The organism is Bombilactobacillus sp. ESL1202, assembly GCF_058107125.1.
The window spans coordinates 23,789-39,442 of sequence record NZ_JBYLTX010000002.1; the positions used below are offsets into that span (position 1 = coordinate 23,789).

Genomic DNA, 15,654 nt, shown 5'->3' on the forward strand with positions numbered 1-15,654 from the left:
CAGGGCTAGCGATTATTGAATTTAGTTAAAATTTAATAGTCGCCGTCTTAGCAACTTTACTAAAGGATCGGTGTTGGAAGCACTGATCCTTTTTCAATATTATAATAACACATTACACATGATTTGGTAATAACAAAAACTAGTTCACAATCTTTTTTCGATTTATTATTAAAAAAACATGATTTTTGTCACTAACAAGTATATAATGAATTTGCGGCAATATTAAACCGTATTCTTTTCCTTCTTTTCCTTGATAAGATAAACGTAAAAAAGTTTAAAGTTTTGTTGATAAAGCAAAATTTTGAACTTTTTTATAGAATATAAATAATTTGCAGCAACGATAATGTTATGCTAAATAAAAAATTAGACCATGGTAAACATGGATAAATCGCTGCTAAATATATCATATAAAGTATTTGGGGGATGTAATATAAAGTGAGAAGAAAGAAAAAAAGATCTGCAGTCAAAAGAAAGCTGCGTAGGATGAAAAAACATGCACAAGAACACCAATCATTGAAAGTGTTGGAATCACCATTTGGACCAAAAGCTCAAAAACAAATAAAGGCTGGTAAGTGGAGTACTGTTTAGTATGGAAAACAAGTTTAACAAGATATTAAATGCAATTTACAATCCGTTAATGTTCATATTTAGTTTATTAATACTTATCTATTATTTTTATTTGAAAACACCAATTGTATATTATATATGTTGTTCTGCTTTTTTCTTGATTTCCTCAGTTTTGTCTGAATTGGATCTCATTTTAAAATCTGATTATATGCTATCAAAAATCTTTGGTTGGTGGGAAGATGCTTTATGCTATGCAGGAATGACGTCTTTCTTTGTTGCCAGTGGTGTTCTAAGATCTCCTCTTGGAATTTCCTTAGAAATACTGTTTCTAGTAATGTTTGCAATTAACGTTTCTCTTGATTGTATTCTTATTAATAGAAAATGAACTGTGGAAATATCTGGTGGATATATGATTTGTTTAAAATTCGCTCTCAGAGGTCATTAAACGGACAACTATCCGTTTAATCAATGAACTTGACCTCTGAGAGTGATTTTTAAATTGATTAAAAGTATTAATTAGTTATTTGATAGATTTTTTTCTATAAATAATTTCTAATGAAAAACATTATTTTTTGCTAGGGTTGATTATTATATAATCCACCCTCAAGAATGTTTCTAAACCAACAAACTATTTTGTCTAAACGATTGACGCCCAATTTTATGACTTATATAATACTTTTAGAGGCTATTTTTGACTCAAAATTAAGTAAATTGGACGATAATGTGAAATGGAAAACAAAGTTTTGCCGATCAAGGATCAAAAAGTTTTGGATGAAGTTCAAGACACTCTACTACATTTTTTTAAAGCAGGCAGAAGAAACTATACAATTTTTCAAGTTGGAAAAGCTACTCTTTTAAGAGTGAGTGATGTAATGCGTTTAAAATATGCTGATGTATTTTCGCCGGACGGAAAAATTGAAAAGAATGCTTATATTAGAGATAAAAAAACTGGTAAACGAAATGTTTTGTATTTAAAACCCGTGGCCAAAGATTTGTTAAATTATAAAAATTGGCTAGATGATAATGATATTCACTCAGAATGGTTGTTTCCCTCAACTACTCATAATGATAGACATATAACCGAAAATCAATTTTACAAAATTATGGCCAGAGTTGGTGACCTATTGGATATTGATTATTTGGGAACACACACGATGCGAAAGACGGGTGCTTATCGTGTTTATGTGCAGTCTAACTATAATGTTGGCCTGGTGATGAAATTGCTAAATCACTCGAGTGAAAGAATGACTTTGATATATTTAGGGTTTGACCGTGAAAGTACAGAAAAAGCATTAGATGGTATTGATTTTGGATGAGATCTATATAATAGGTAGAAACTGAAAAATAATTGAATATTTAAGCCTAAAGACTGAGCATCAGCTTAGCCTTTTTGTATGTTATGATGAGTTTGCATTCAAACTAAAAAAGGAGTCTTAATTATGGTGTATAGATTAATAGATTTTTGGTATGACCACAGGCTGATTTCTTGGTGCTTAATAATTGGATCTACGTTGTTAATTTTGTTTTGTGGATTAACTCAAGTTTCTAAACATCAAGAAGATGTTTATCGTGATAGGTTGGCCAATAGCTCTAAAGTTATAAAGCCGAAACCAAACCCCAGGTGGAAGATAAAAAGAGGTAATACATACCTTAATAAAAACAATAGCGATACATATAATGGTAATAGCAATTCTTCCAAAAGTAGTAATAATTATGTATTTAACAGCGTAAAGCCTCTGGATTACAGCGCAATAAAAAAAGCCAGTACAGGTATTAAAAAATATCCAAACTTAGCTGTTATAAGTATTCCTGATATAAAATTACGTACCGTTATTAATGCGGGAGTTTCCAATGATGTTTTATCTGTGGGAGCGGGAACATTAAAACCTGGCCAAAAAATAGGTATGGGTAATTATGCTCTGGCTGGGCATAATGATTTTGGATATACCCGGGATTACTATCTGTTTGCTAATTTAAGACTAGCAAAAGTTGGCCAACTAATTAAGATCAGCAGTTCAACACAAACTGCGACTTATAAAATAACACAAAAGACAATGATCGGTGTCTACGATACGTATCATATTCTTGATTCAGATATTCCTAACGGAAAGGCAGGATTAACTCTAATCTGTTGCTACAATCCGAAACCAGGGGGTCCAACCGATAAAGGCCATAGGTTAATGGTTCGTGGATTAAAGATTAATTAACATTAACCTTAAAACGTATTTTCTTTTTTTTGAGCTAATTTAGTAATCTGGGTTTCTATATCTTTAATTTTAAAATACTTAATTAAGTCATCACGAAACTTTCTTGACGGTTGAAAGCGTATTACTTTTCTTGCCCCCGTTATCTTAGGCTTATTCTCAATTAGATCGAAATATGTTCTGGAAGGACGGCTAGAAATTCGAAAGTCTCCAAATTTGATTATGTGAACAATTTTTTCTTCCTTAAGCATTTTTTTAATAAGCTCAAATATGGAATTTAATTGTTGTTCGGCTTCTTGATAATTGGTACCATTAAACTTAGATAGTGCTTCAATAAACTCTGTTGTATTGACTACGTTTTTTTTATTGTATTTTTTCATTTTTAACTCCTTCATGATTTTTAGAATTAGAAAAATTCGCTTTAATGTTTACTGCATGTATTTAACTGGTTAACATTTAAAATTTCGGTCATATTAATATTCGATTAACTTTTAATAATAACATTTGTCTACTTTAGTTAACGTATATTTCAATGATTATTTTACAAAACATATGGAAAATATTCAACTTTTATTTTACTCCTCAGACGTATATTATGCAAAAAAAGATTGCAAATAGCAATCTTTTATGCAACAATAAAATTGTTTAATATAATTTTTGGAGGATGATTTTTATGACTGATAAAGAGGACGTATATTTAGAGGACGTATATTTAGTCAATGATTTAGGTTACGGTTTTATCAAAGCGATGGCGATGTCAAAAAGTGACAGTAAAGATGAAAAGTTTCAAGCTGTCAAGCAAATTGTGATGCCATCAGTTTTGGCTGTTGAAAGAGAACAAGATATGTTTGATCCAATTCACTTTGATTCAGAAGCAGAATTGGAAGTTTATATGAGTAATTTTTTTGATCACTTAGATGTCTCAGTTCAAAGTCCAAGTGTTAAAAGTACTGACAGATTCTTAGTGGGAAATAACGCTATTCGATCACATTTAGACTTAACTACATTTGATGTTAATGATTTAAACGGAAAAGCACAGGATATTAATTCTTTGAGACTGACTTTGAGTTTAATAGCAGCTCAGGGCATTAAGCAGTATTTTGATTCTAATAAAAAGTTGCCAGAGCAGATAAATATAAACGCTAATATGGTTACAGCGCTACCACCACTTGAAGGTAAGCAAAATCAAATGGTAGAAAAGTACAGTGAAGCTTATTTGAAACATGATCATGTTGTGATTTTTCACAATTTTGAGCAGTTAATTACTGTTACTATTCATTTTGAACCAAATAATTTAATCGTTGCCTTGGAAGGGGAAGCAGCGCAGTATCAAATTCTATCTGCACCAGAGGGTTTATCAAAAGAAATCAAAGTTGATTTTGACAAAAATTATAAAGAAAAATTTGGTAATATTTCTGCTAAAGACTTAATTGCTATGGAAAATACCTTAGGAATAGATATTGGTGAAGGAACTACTGATTTAGCTGTTTTCACTGATGGAAAGGTTAATGAAACAGCATCAACATCATTAAATCTCGGATATGGCAATGCTTTAGAAGCCGCCATGGATGGTTTACAAGCCAAGCAAATGAATTTTCAATCACGGGCTGAACTAAACTCATTTTTGAGTTCTGAGACTAATCCTTTGAAAATGTCTAGACAAAAGTTTGCTCAAAAATCTGTTGATGCGCAATTAGATAGATTTGCTGATCAAATAGTTGCTGCAATGTCTAAAGTTTTAAGGAGCAATAGCTCTATGATTGATATTATTTATGTATATGGCGGGGGGTCGATACCTTTGAAAAAGTATTTAAGACCTAAAATTGTTGAAAAAGCGAAAGGTTTTAATGGTCAGATGGAATTACCGGTAATATTTATTGGAACTCCATATGCTCAATATTTAAATGAGGCTGGTCTTCAATTAATAATGCAAAATAATTTTGATTAATTCAGAAACAGAAAGGAAGAATAGCTTTGGGAAAAGAGCAGGATGAGCGAACTAGAAGAATTTATATTCGAATTCCATTTGCTGATTCTAAAGGAAATGCAGTAAATGGAGATATAATTGACTGGATTGATAATCAAGATTCTATCACAATTGCAGTTAAATTTTTAATAAGACAGGCAGTTAATTACTATGGAACGGAAGATTTGATGACCTCTTTGGCCAAGGATACTCCTGCTAATATTTTTGGCAAAAAAAAGAGAGGAAGACCCAAAAAAACAGTATCTAATACTGTCACTGATAAGTTAGACTCATCAAAAAATAAAGACACAAAAAATAATCAGATTCAATCAGAAGTTTCAAACGGTAGTTCAAATATAGTATCTCAAAATTCGGATATACCTGATATTCCTAATGATTTATTCAATACATCCACAAATACTAGGAAAAGAAAAGATTATAGAGATAACATGTAAAATATTTTTTATTAAAGGATAAGCAACTGTTTTTGTGCTTATCTTTTTTTGATTGTGAAAAATAATTACTATATAATTGCAATATAAATCGAAAAAAATAAAAAATGATGCTATAATTGAACAAACGAGGAAGTGATGTTTTGAGTAATAGTTCTGTTCAAAATTTGAAGCGTTTCAGTGTTCGTTTGGATGAAAAATTGTTAGATCAAATTAAACATTTTGCTGCTAAAGATGACGTATCTATCAATGAATGGATGATTGAATCTTTCGAACATTACATAAATTGGATTAACTCAGATTACGACATACCTACTGCATTAAACCAGCGCTTGAATCAAATGTTAGATTTGCAATTAAAAACACTTGAAATAATAAAGTCCTTACGAAAACTAAATGTTAAGGGGTTTAACACAATTATTGATGCCGCCTTTGATTCTAATTATCTGCAAGATTCAGATGATGATCAGCAAGAAGGGAGATTAGAATAGTGACTCTAACTCTAGAAGATATTGTTGATAGAGCCAATTCTAGCTCTAAAAATGATATTTTTAAGTCTACACCGTTAAAAAAATTGATTAAATATAATCATGGTGAGTATTCTCTTCAAGAGGCTGCCCACGAAGTGGTTGTTCGCATACCAAAAGATCTCTTAGATTTGGTTGAAGAAAAATGGAGTAATAATGCCGGTTTGAAGACTAACCAGCATGTTTCTTATAGGAAATTTCTTATTTTTTTGTTAATTTTAAATACGAGTCCTGAAGAACAGAATATTCTAGTTGACTTGTTTGACAGTCAACATGGCGGTTTGCATAAGCTCTTGGATTATTTTCGTTCTACGAAAGATAGTAGCAATTTAAAACACTTGAATGACAGAGAATTGTTGGAGCAAATGTTTAACACTATTAATAAACTTCAGAATACCAATCAACGCGTTTACAACAATCAACATACTATTTTTAATCAAAACCAAACTATGGATCGTGGAATTTTAAATACTATTAGTTACTTGCTGTTGGATAGAATGGGATTTGTTAACCGCTATCCTGAAGAAATTGATGAGATTAAAGGTTTCTTAAGTGAAGATTTTGTTCTCAAAAGTAGTGATGCTTTAGAACAATTAGGCAAGGAATTAGTAGAGCGTAATAATGAAAAAATTAGAAATCAACGTTCTAAGCATAAACGTTAAATAAGAAAGGATAAGATTTTATGGACTATTTAATTCTATGTGAAAAAAAGTCTGCCTTTGATAACTTTAGTGTCGCTTTAGGTGGAGCTTCAGGTATTCTTCAATATGGATCTGTTCAGGGAAATACATATCAACTAGTTCGAGCTCAGGGACACTTATTAGCATTTGAAGAACCGGACCAAATGGTTAATTCTAATCTAAAAACTAAATATAAAAGTTGGGATCCTAAATATTTACCGTGGCACAGCAGTGATTTTCATTGGAAACGTGTTCCGTTGCCTAAAACTAGATACCTTTTAAAAGACATAAAAAAGGCATCATCTTTGGCTGATAATGTCATTATTGCCACGGATGATGATCCTTCTGGCGAAGGTGAATTATTAGCGTGGGAAATTTTAAATTACATAAAATGGAACAAAAAAGTTTATCGACTGTATTTTGACGATGAAAGTCCTGTCTCTATTCAAAATGCTTTTAAAAAAGGTTTGGTCGACGTTTCCAATCAACAAAAAGATGGTGACTTAATCAAAGCTGATAGTCGTTCTAAGTGGGATTATATTTCAATGCAGCTGACAAGATACTCAACTAGTATTTTAAAACAGCAAGGTTATGACCTACATGTAGTTAATCAGGGTAGATTAAAGTCGGTAATTTTAAACAAAGTCAATAAACAATGGGCAGATATTAAAAGCTATAGTAGAACACAATTTTTTGAAATTAGGTTTGATGATCATAAGGGACATTTGTTTAAACGAACTATAAAAAAAGGCATCGATACTTCTAAGATTAGACATGAATCCAAAGATGTTGCTGAAAGGGAACTTAAATATTATCAAAACATTGCTAAAGATAATCAAAAAATCATATGTAATTCAAAAATAAAGCAAACGGTACCACCTAAATTTATGGATTTGGGTAAACTACAAGCCTATGTTACTAAACATTCTTCTATCAACGCAAAGCAATTTGTGGAACTTTATCAAAAACTTTACGAAAAACATTACCTATCTTATCCGCGTACTGAAGATAGAACGGTAACCTTAGAGCAATTTAAAAGTTTGCTACCTTACGTAAATGATATTGCAAGGGTAGTTAATGTTGATCCTAATTTACTAACTCATCGAAATCCTAGAATCAAGACTCATGTGGTTGACAAGGGTGTCACTCACGGTGCTAATCGGCCTGGCGAAGTAGTTCCAGGATCTTTATCAGATTTGGATCAAAAACTTGGCAAAGGTGCTGGATACATCTATTCAGTAACAGCTAAATCGTTCTTAACTTGTTTTGGAGAAAATTATATTTATCAGTCTGTGAGTGGATATTTAAAAGATTTGCCAGGATATACTAGTAAGATTAATATTCCTCAACAGCTGAATTATAAGTTGATTTTGAATTCTGATGACTGTATTGACGAATCTAAGAACAGTAATTATTTTGGCGATAGTGCCCAAGCCATTGTATTTAAAGGATTTAATTCCAAACCTTCCAAGCCGAGTATTTCTAGCATAAGCACATTTTTGGAGAATCAGTCAGTTGGTACTGGTGCTACACGAGCAGCAGTTCTATCTACCATGAGTTCAGGTAAGTCTCCGCTTTTGATCGAACAGAAACCAGGATCTATTTTAAGCCTTTCTGATACAGGTAAGATGTCAGCATTAATGGCTAAAAACACATGGATTGGCTCAACTGAGATAACCAAGACACTTTTCGATGCCATGGATCAAGTAGGTAAGTTTAAAATGACCCCTAAACAAATATTAAATTCAGCTGATAATACTGTTATTCATGATTTAAAAGTCATGAAATCGAACGTTACAGACGTTTTAAAAGAAATTCCTTTGCCCAAATCCTCTAATAAAAAGATTCCTAAGAAGAAAATAAAAAGATTTAATGGGATTTTTAGGGGAAAAGAAATATCTATTAATAAGAAATGGTCTAATCATGAATTTAGTGATGATGAGATACATGCATTAATTAGTGGTAAATCTATTAGCTTTAAAATGAAGTCTAAAAAAAGCGGTAAATATGTTCAAGTAACTGGATCTTTACAGCCTGATACTTACAAAGGACACAAGGGTGTTTGGTTTCATTCGACTTCATGGGAATGGATATAATCATTGTAATTTATTTAATTAGGAGGTTAAAACTAATGTCTGATGTCCAAATTGGTGGTCTGAAGTGGTTAAAGAAAAAAGGAATGTTTTTTAAACAATTTGATGAAGTCACAGGTCTTCATGCAGGTGACCATATCTACGTTAATCGTCATAAAAATAGTTTAAGCAAAATGATTAGCATTAACTGTTCAGCTGTTATACAGGGAGATGGAATTGATTCTACAACCATAGAAATTGCTAAAGGTACTCGTGGTATTGTGTTGGACGATAGATCTGATGTGATTATTAAAGATTTAACAATTATTGTCCCCGAGCAAACCAATGGACTCACAGTAGCAGCTAATTTCCATGGTACTTTAACGCTGGATAATGTTTGCATTAAACACTCTGATGATTATTCCAAATATAATTATCCATCTTTGATGGTTAGTCCTATTAACTCTGATTCTGGAACAGTAATATCCAAGGCCATTTTAGAAATTAATAATTCAAAGATTGATTATAGTAGTATCCCCTGTCAAGGATTAACAATAAAAGATTCAATTATTGGAAACTTAGCCCTAAAACGGACAACTATTCAGTCGCCAAATCTATTAATTGAAGACAGTAACGTGTCTAATAGTAATATTGTGTCCCTGGATAGCAAAGGTACTGCTGGAGATTCAAAACTAAATAATATTAGTTCCTATGGGAGATTGATGTTAGCCGGTCGTATTATAATTAAGAATATTTCAATTCTTAATTATCCAAATGTTGATAAACAGGCTACTGTCCATGATTTACATAAAAAATTTATTGCAACGCAAATTTTTGGTGAAACTGTTTCTGATAAGGATGCTAAAGCTCAGCTCAAAAAACCACTTCAAGTAACCGCATTAACGTTCTATAACTATCAATCCAATACACATAAATCTGATATTAGCATTATCAAACTGCATGTAGCTCCGTCCTTATCTAATGCAGAAGTTAATTCTGTTTATCAGTTGCAATTAATTAGCAATAACCAAGCAAATGTTACTTTTAAAAATATTACTATTCCATTATTACTTTTAAAAAATTCCACTATTAGTGGATCAATAGTTTTGGAAAATACTATTGATAAATCAGGTCAATGGATCTTGAAAGATACCACGATTAGTAGTCGTGGCCAAAGTAGTAGTTTGCTTTTTAAAAAAGGGTCGGATAAACAACAACAAATTAGTGTGGGAGATGGTAGCTTTGGCGCTTTGGCCAAACTTGACAAGATGATTGGTTTAAAGTCTGCCAAAGAACAGGTTAAACAAATTGTGGCGACTGCAAAAATGAATAAGGCTTTGGAGCAAAAAGGTATTTCTAATAATAGTGCGGCATCTAATCACATGGTATTTGCAGGATCAGCAGGTACTGGCAAAACCACTGTGGCAAGGATTGTGGCTCAGGCGTTGTATGAAAACGGGGTATTGCCACAACACAAATTCAGCGATATTCAGGGGCTAGATTTGGTAGCAGGCTATGTTGGTCAAACTCGTGATAAAGCCATGACAGAAATTAATAAAGCCATGGGTGGAGTCCTGTTAATTGATGAGGCATACGCTTTAGCTCCAGGACGTGGCGGAAACAACGATTCATTCAAAGATGAAGCAGTTGCCACACTGATTAAACAAATGGAAGATCACCGTAATGAGTTGATAGTCATTATGGCAGGATATACCACCGATATGCAAGATTTCTTTAGACGTGGCAACGAGGGGCTTAAAAGTCGTTTTTCTAACTGGGTTATGTTCGATGATTATTCATTATCAGAAATGATTCAAATTTTTGATTATCAATGTCAAAATACCAGAGGGGGGGTATCTTTCACAAATAAGCAAGCACATCAACTAGCAGTTCAAGGCGTTAAAGAACTAGTACCCAAGTATGGCGCTGGTGGTGGAAATGGTCGACTTATTAGAAATTATGTAGACGCCATTACAAAAGCTCAAAGTGTACGATTAGCAACTAATTTTGACGATTTATCTAGCATTTCGGCTGATGTTTTAAAAGAACTAACAGAAGATGATATTCGCATTGCTATCAAGAATATGGAGCAGAATGCTCAGTCAATGAATTAATAATAGGAGGAAGATAATAAAATGGCTAATTCACAAATTAATTCTCAAACTATGGCAGGTACCAACGTTCCTTTATATGTAGAATCAGCATTCGCAAACAATTACAAGGGAAAAGATTTTATTTCCATGAAAGTGAGAAAAAGAGCAGATTTGGATCCTAAAGCTCCTTTTGCTGGCGGATATTTGGCCAACTATGAATTAAAAGATGGATCACTAGATAAAAATGAGCAACCCTTTCACACTCAAATAGTATCAGTTGATACATTTAATAAAATCTTAAATGTGAATGGAAAGACTGAAATGGATATTAATGGTCTTCATCATGCAGAAAATAAACGCAAGCCTTTGATTACATCTAGGGATAATATTGCATTCAATAGTAATATTGCTATTGATAAGCAAAAGTTGCCTTCAAAAAAATCTTCCGGTACATACTATTTTAATCCTAAGGTGATTTCTCCTGGGGAACCATTTGATTTTTTAACGGAAAAAAAGGCGCATAATCATGCTCGAGAATTTAAAAAAGCACATTCTAAAGATAGACAAAGTGTAGTTGATACAGATTTAGGACATTTGTATGTTCAGAGTGCTTATGTTGCAAGACGTAACGGTTTAAATAAGTATGACAAACCTTATTCGGCTTTTGTTTCCGTAGTTTTGAGGAACAGAAGAGATATTGATCCTAGACGTAAGTATGCTGGTGCTTTTGTTACAACGGAGTTAGCGGGTGACAAAAAATATCATTCACAAATATTTTCCAAAAAAAATTTCAACAAGATTTTACAGTTAAATCATAAACAACCATTAAATGAACAAGCATACAACCAAATGGCAGCTGCCCATAAAGATTCCAATAATCCTAATGCTAAAAAGCCTGATTTCGATATTGATGATGGTTTAGCAATTGATGCTAGTATTATGCCCGGCGATGGACAACCGGACTATGGAGCAAATAGGGTGAATATCGTAAACCCCAAAAAAATGTACTCTACTGAAAATACATTTGATCCTGTTAAAGAAAAACGGCTAAACCGCGAAGCAAAGATATCAAAAACAACAAACGACATATCTTTATCTTCTGGATATAATAAGGAAATTAAAAGTTCCGATACATATTCAAATGATAATAAGTATAATAACCCTTCAAATTTAACATCCAATAGTCTTGATTCAGATACTCCTAATATATATGACGTTCCTGTTCCAACAGATGATGATGCTCCTTATTATTCAGAACCGGAAGAACCAGACTGGGGTGAACTTGGCGGTAATGATGGTGGATTAGACTTCTAAAAAGGTAGGTAGCTATGTTTAAAACACTTACTAGTAAATTACAACAATTAAGAAGTGTTGGACATTATAAGAGTAAAAAGACTAGTAACATTTTAAAACTTTCAGTTGTACTTATGACCTTAAGTTTGATTGTTTATTTGATGATGATTCTTTTTATCAAGAAAATAACGTTTAAACAATCAGTTTGGATTATTAATTTTGTGTTACTTGGTTTTATTGTGGGATCCCTTTTAGACGTAATTGAATTAACAAAAAATCATAAAAAATATTCTAAAAATGTTGTGCTCGTAGCGCTTACTATTACCGTTATTAATACATTATTTTTAATTCTTTTGTTTAAGGATTGTTTAATGGCTGTTTTGAGTTAAAGGAATGTAATTATGAAACTGGATCAAATAAATTTTAGTAAAAGCAGCGGAGAATTGAGATATCAAAAAGTTTTTCCTTCGAAAGCAACCTCAAAGAAACAAGAGATTAAGAATACTAATGACGAACGTAAGTACGATTATCAATCTAAGATAGACAATAACTGGGATTTTGGAGGTAAGTAGTAACGTGAAAATTAAATATACGTTTGATGGACGTAATTTTGATGATACAAACAACTTTTTTTTGATAACAACTGATTCTTCTGGCTTAGAAAAAAAAATCAGTAAAAATATGTTGTCTAATTTTACTATTAAAGAGGTTAAGCTGGATTGGGTAAAATCATCTAGAAATGGTGTTGTAGGTCTACCTAAGGCTAAGTTAAATATGTATGGTCAATTAACATCAGCAAGTGATTTGGACACGGATACTAAGTATGTTATTAATACATCACCTACTAAAGGCAATAGGATTAATGAGCTAATGAGCTACTTATTTACAGATAATCAAACCAAAAAAGCTATTGATGCAGGAATAAATCAGTATCCAGATGCTTTTGAAAAAGGGCTAAATCAAAACATTTTTAATAAAAAAATAAGCAGTGTATCTACAAATATCAATGTTATTGGTAAAAAGGTTGAATATTTGAATAGTTCTTATGATGTTTATTTGACTTCAAACACAGAAGCTACTATTGATTTAAGTTCAAATAAAGATTTTATAGGTATTCTGAATCAATCATTAGACTATCTGACTACCCATCAAGTACAAGTAATTCCCAAAGATTTAAGTTTATCTCAAGTATTGCCCAAAACTCAGATTGTTGGGGATCCAGATGCCAATAATGAACTAGCTGATTTAAGTACGGTTCATATCAGTAATCAAGCGGATTTACCCAAAACCAACACCGTTGTGATTGATAAAGATCAATTATTCAACTAAAACGGAGTTGTATTTATGGGATTAAAACACGATATTTTAATTAGCTCTCAATTTATTAATCAAAATCATAGACTTTTAGGTGACTCGCCAGGAAAATTTGTTGTCGATTACATGGAAAGAAATACGGCCGTAGAAACTCTTAAACCTACAGATTATGAACATAATTTAACGTTAATGCAAGATGATTACATACGAGCCGAAAAGGTAACAAAGCAAGCAATTAGTAAAAATCAAACTAGAAGTCAGTTACATGAGCAGCTTAAAGAATTAAATCAAACCGGTAGTAGTTTTGGTAATTTAGGAATTTCTTATACTTCAAAAACCGCCATTCAACAGGCTAATTTAATTCAGAAGGCTTTTGATAAAGGTCATACAGTTTTAAAAATGGTTGTTTCCTTTACAAAAGATTACTTAAAAAAAGTAGGTGTTGTTGATGATAATTTTGTATTTAAAGGTAAAGGGTCTTTCAGAAACAAAATTGATGAATTAAAGCTAAGGCTATCTATTAATCATGGCTTAAAGAAAATGACCAAAGGAACTTTTAAAGACCCTTTGTGGAGTGCCGCAGTTCAAGTGGATACTAATCACGTTCATTGTCATGTGGCATTAACAGAAAATCCTAGATATTCAGTAAAAGAGTCTTTTCATTACGACAAAGACTTAAATGAAGAAAAAGGTAAAATATCATCAATTAGCAAGAATAAGATGCGACGAGCCATAAATTATAGTTTATTAGAAAATAAGAACTTAAAGGTATTGTCGAATCAGCCAGATTATTCAAAACAACTAATGATTAGTCACACTGACTATTTATCTATGTCTCAGCGACAATCCAATGTACACTTACAGGAACTGATAGCTAGTTTGCCTAAGAATCGTTCATTGTGGAGTATGAATAATAATCAGGCTATTATGCGTAAACCAAAACAGCTGATGAGTTTGTATCTAAATGACTTAATTATGACTCATGATGATGCGATCGGTTATTCAAAATTGAAAGAACCTTTATCAAATGAACAACTGCTTTCTTTCAAAAAATCAATAATGAGTCGTATATTTGATCAACTCAAGATTAATGTATCTAATAAAGACCTAACAGTACAGACACCATACTTGATTCAACGTGCTAATGACATGTTGGATACTAAACATCTTATTTATGAAGCCTTAAAAAGTGAAAAGCAAGGAAAATCCAGTGACAATTCAGTAGACAATGCGGTCATGCTTTCATTTAGACTTTCTTCTTATCACAAAAGAAGAGTTTTACATCAAAACGAAGCTGCTATTTATGCCAGTGCTAAAAATTATTATGATCATCAAGCAAATGCTAATAATGTTAGTCCTGAATCTATCGCTGTTAGAAATTTTTATTGGCAAGAGCAGCTTTATAACATGAAAGCTACTGATAAATACCGAAAGTTTACTCTAAACGATGATGACATAAAAAAGCGTAGACAGGTAGAAAAAAGCTATCTTGATATTTATAAGCAGGGAGAAATTGCTTATAAAGCCTATTTACAAAACAATCATTTAAATGCTGCCGGCGCAAAGTCCATAAATGAAAAAGTTAATGAATTACTGTCAGATCCAGAACTTAAAAATGTTTTGGGCATATCTGTTGACTCAGACGGTCAAACAATGCGTCAAAAGTTGAAATTAATTCAAAAGGGTAAGCCCTTGTCCCATAATCAGTTTTTGTTTTTAAACGCTTTGGGCTCTGAGAAGCAGAAATATGAAAACTTGGGCACTAGTATTCAAAACTTGCAAAAACAGGAACATAAATTTGATTCTACTCAAAACAAGGATATTTATAGAGATTACTTAAAGAATTTATCTAAGTATACTTTTGAGGCTTGGAATAAGGGATACTTGAGGGCAAGTGAAGTAGTTGATTTTAATACAGCTATTAATTCAAACGGATTTGTTGATGTACCCGATTTGAACTCTTTAGACATTGGCAAGCATGATTTTGAAGCTGTTAAGGGCGTTGATTTGCATGACGTTTTATTTGACTTTAGCCATTTAAAAAATCGACAGGTGGGTAATACAGCACTATCAGAATTTAGTCGGTCTAATCGTGACAGATTAATGACCGCCATAGCTGCAAAGGAATTTTCAATAAATACAAATCAACCACATCAACAAATAGATGAGGTCATCAATCAACTCAATTGGCAAGTTTCATTGGAACAAGAAATCACGAAAACTAATGAACTACCTATTACCACACAGGAAGATATGTACACTTCTTTTGCTAATCAAAGAGAATTAAAATCTATTGAAAAATCTATTGACTACAACAGTGCTGAGAAAATGAACCGAGCTAATATAACAATCATTAATCAAGAAGCTTTATCAGCAAATCGGAAAAACAATTTCGAAAAAATTTCTGAAACCAATAATGGATTTAACAATCTATCTATTTTTGAATGAAATGAAAAATTATTTAGATTATTATTATTAAGTATGAA

At 32.1% G+C, this 15,654-nt stretch carries 12 protein-coding genes; 11 read left to right on the forward strand and 1 reads right to left on the reverse strand.

All coding sequences use genetic code 11. The annotated features are described in order from the left end of the window. Positions 1 to 1,295: 1,295 nt before the first annotated feature. Positions 1,296 to 1,883, forward strand: coding sequence for a site-specific integrase (locus AC3B7A_RS09040; protein ID WP_489756599.1), 588 nt, complete (start codon positions 1,296 to 1,298; stop codon positions 1,881 to 1,883). A 123-nt stretch (positions 1,884 to 2,006) separates the two neighbouring features. Further along, positions 2,007 to 2,774: a class A sortase gene (locus tag AC3B7A_RS09045; RefSeq protein ID WP_489756600.1), complete on the forward strand. Its 768-nt coding sequence runs from the start codon at positions 2,007 to 2,009 to the stop codon at positions 2,772 to 2,774. 8 nt (positions 2,775 to 2,782) lie between these two features. Here the strand turns inward: AC3B7A_RS09045 and AC3B7A_RS09050 are convergent, their stop codons facing one another. Beyond that, entirely contained in the window at positions 2,783 to 3,151 is a 369-nt protein-coding gene (locus tag AC3B7A_RS09050) for an HU family DNA-binding protein (protein ID WP_489756601.1), read from the reverse strand. Between the two features lie 293 nt (positions 3,152 to 3,444). On the opposite strand from AC3B7A_RS09050, the gene AC3B7A_RS09055 reads away from it, so the two are divergent. The 9 genes from AC3B7A_RS09055 to mobL all read left to right on the forward strand — a co-directional run bounded on the left by AC3B7A_RS09055 (position 3,445) and on the right by mobL (position 15,616). After that, positions 3,445 to 4,719 carry an Alp7A family actin-like protein gene (locus AC3B7A_RS09055; RefSeq protein WP_489756602.1) on the forward strand — a complete coding sequence of 425 codons (1,275 nt, stop codon included), beginning with the start codon at positions 3,445 to 3,447 and terminating at the stop codon, positions 4,717 to 4,719. Positions 4,720 to 4,745: 26 nt separating this feature from the next. After that, entirely contained in the window at positions 4,746 to 5,192 is a 447-nt protein-coding gene (locus AC3B7A_RS09060) for a hypothetical protein (RefSeq protein WP_489756603.1), read from the forward strand. 140 nt (positions 5,193 to 5,332) lie between these two features. Continuing rightward, positions 5,333 to 5,680, forward strand: a complete 348-nt coding sequence (locus AC3B7A_RS09065; protein ID WP_489756604.1) for a hypothetical protein — start codon at positions 5,333 to 5,335, stop codon at positions 5,678 to 5,680. Beyond that, positions 5,680 to 6,378: a hypothetical protein gene (locus AC3B7A_RS09070; protein ID WP_489756605.1), complete on the forward strand. Its 699-nt coding sequence runs from the start codon at positions 5,680 to 5,682 to the stop codon at positions 6,376 to 6,378. Before AC3B7A_RS09065 ends, AC3B7A_RS09070 begins: the two co-directional genes overlap by 1 nt. A gap of 20 nt (positions 6,379 to 6,398) precedes the next feature. Continuing rightward, entirely contained in the window at positions 6,399 to 8,492 is a 2,094-nt protein-coding gene (locus AC3B7A_RS09075; RefSeq protein ID WP_489756606.1) for a DNA topoisomerase, read from the forward strand. Beyond that, complete coding sequence (locus tag AC3B7A_RS09080; protein ID WP_489756607.1) at positions 8,483 to 10,582, forward strand: AAA family ATPase; 2,100 nt, start codon at positions 8,483 to 8,485, stop codon at positions 10,580 to 10,582. Before AC3B7A_RS09075 ends, AC3B7A_RS09080 begins: the two co-directional genes overlap by 10 nt. Before the next feature lie 21 nt (positions 10,583 to 10,603). Next, positions 10,604 to 11,875, forward strand: a complete 1,272-nt coding sequence (locus AC3B7A_RS09085) for a hypothetical protein (protein ID WP_489756608.1) — start codon at positions 10,604 to 10,606, stop codon at positions 11,873 to 11,875. A 555-nt stretch (positions 11,876 to 12,430) separates the two neighbouring features. Then, on the forward strand, positions 12,431 to 13,183 hold the full coding sequence (locus tag AC3B7A_RS09090) for a hypothetical protein (protein WP_489756609.1): 753 nt from the start codon (positions 12,431 to 12,433) through the stop codon (positions 13,181 to 13,183). A 15-nt stretch (positions 13,184 to 13,198) separates the two neighbouring features. Beyond that, positions 13,199 to 15,616, forward strand: coding sequence for a relaxase MobL (gene mobL / locus AC3B7A_RS09095; protein ID WP_489756610.1), 2,418 nt, complete (start codon positions 13,199 to 13,201; stop codon positions 15,614 to 15,616). Positions 15,617 to 15,654: the final 38 nt, after the last annotated feature.

What these genes read in the sequence shown, in the direction of transcription:
- AC3B7A_RS09045 (WP_489756600.1), top strand. Translation starts at nt 2,007, where the DNA reads ATGGTGTATAGATTAATAGATTTTTGGTATGACCACAGGCTGATTTCT.
- AC3B7A_RS09085 (WP_489756608.1), top strand. Translation starts at nt 10,604, where the DNA reads ATGGCTAATTCACAAATTAATTCTCAAACTATGGCAGGTACCAACGTT.
- AC3B7A_RS09050 (WP_489756601.1), bottom strand. Translation starts at nt 3,151, where the DNA reads ATGAAAAAATACAATAAAAAAAACGTAGTCAATACAACAGAGTTTATT.
- mobL (WP_489756610.1), top strand. Translation starts at nt 13,199, where the DNA reads ATGGGATTAAAACACGATATTTTAATTAGCTCTCAATTTATTAATCAA.
- AC3B7A_RS09080 (WP_489756607.1), top strand. Translation starts at nt 8,483, where the DNA reads ATGGATATAATCATTGTAATTTATTTAATTAGGAGGTTAAAACTAATG.
- AC3B7A_RS09075 (WP_489756606.1), top strand. Translation starts at nt 6,399, where the DNA reads ATGGACTATTTAATTCTATGTGAAAAAAAGTCTGCCTTTGATAACTTT.
- AC3B7A_RS09040 (WP_489756599.1), top strand. Translation starts at nt 1,296, where the DNA reads ATGGAAAACAAAGTTTTGCCGATCAAGGATCAAAAAGTTTTGGATGAA.
- AC3B7A_RS09055 (WP_489756602.1), top strand. Translation starts at nt 3,445, where the DNA reads ATGACTGATAAAGAGGACGTATATTTAGAGGACGTATATTTAGTCAAT.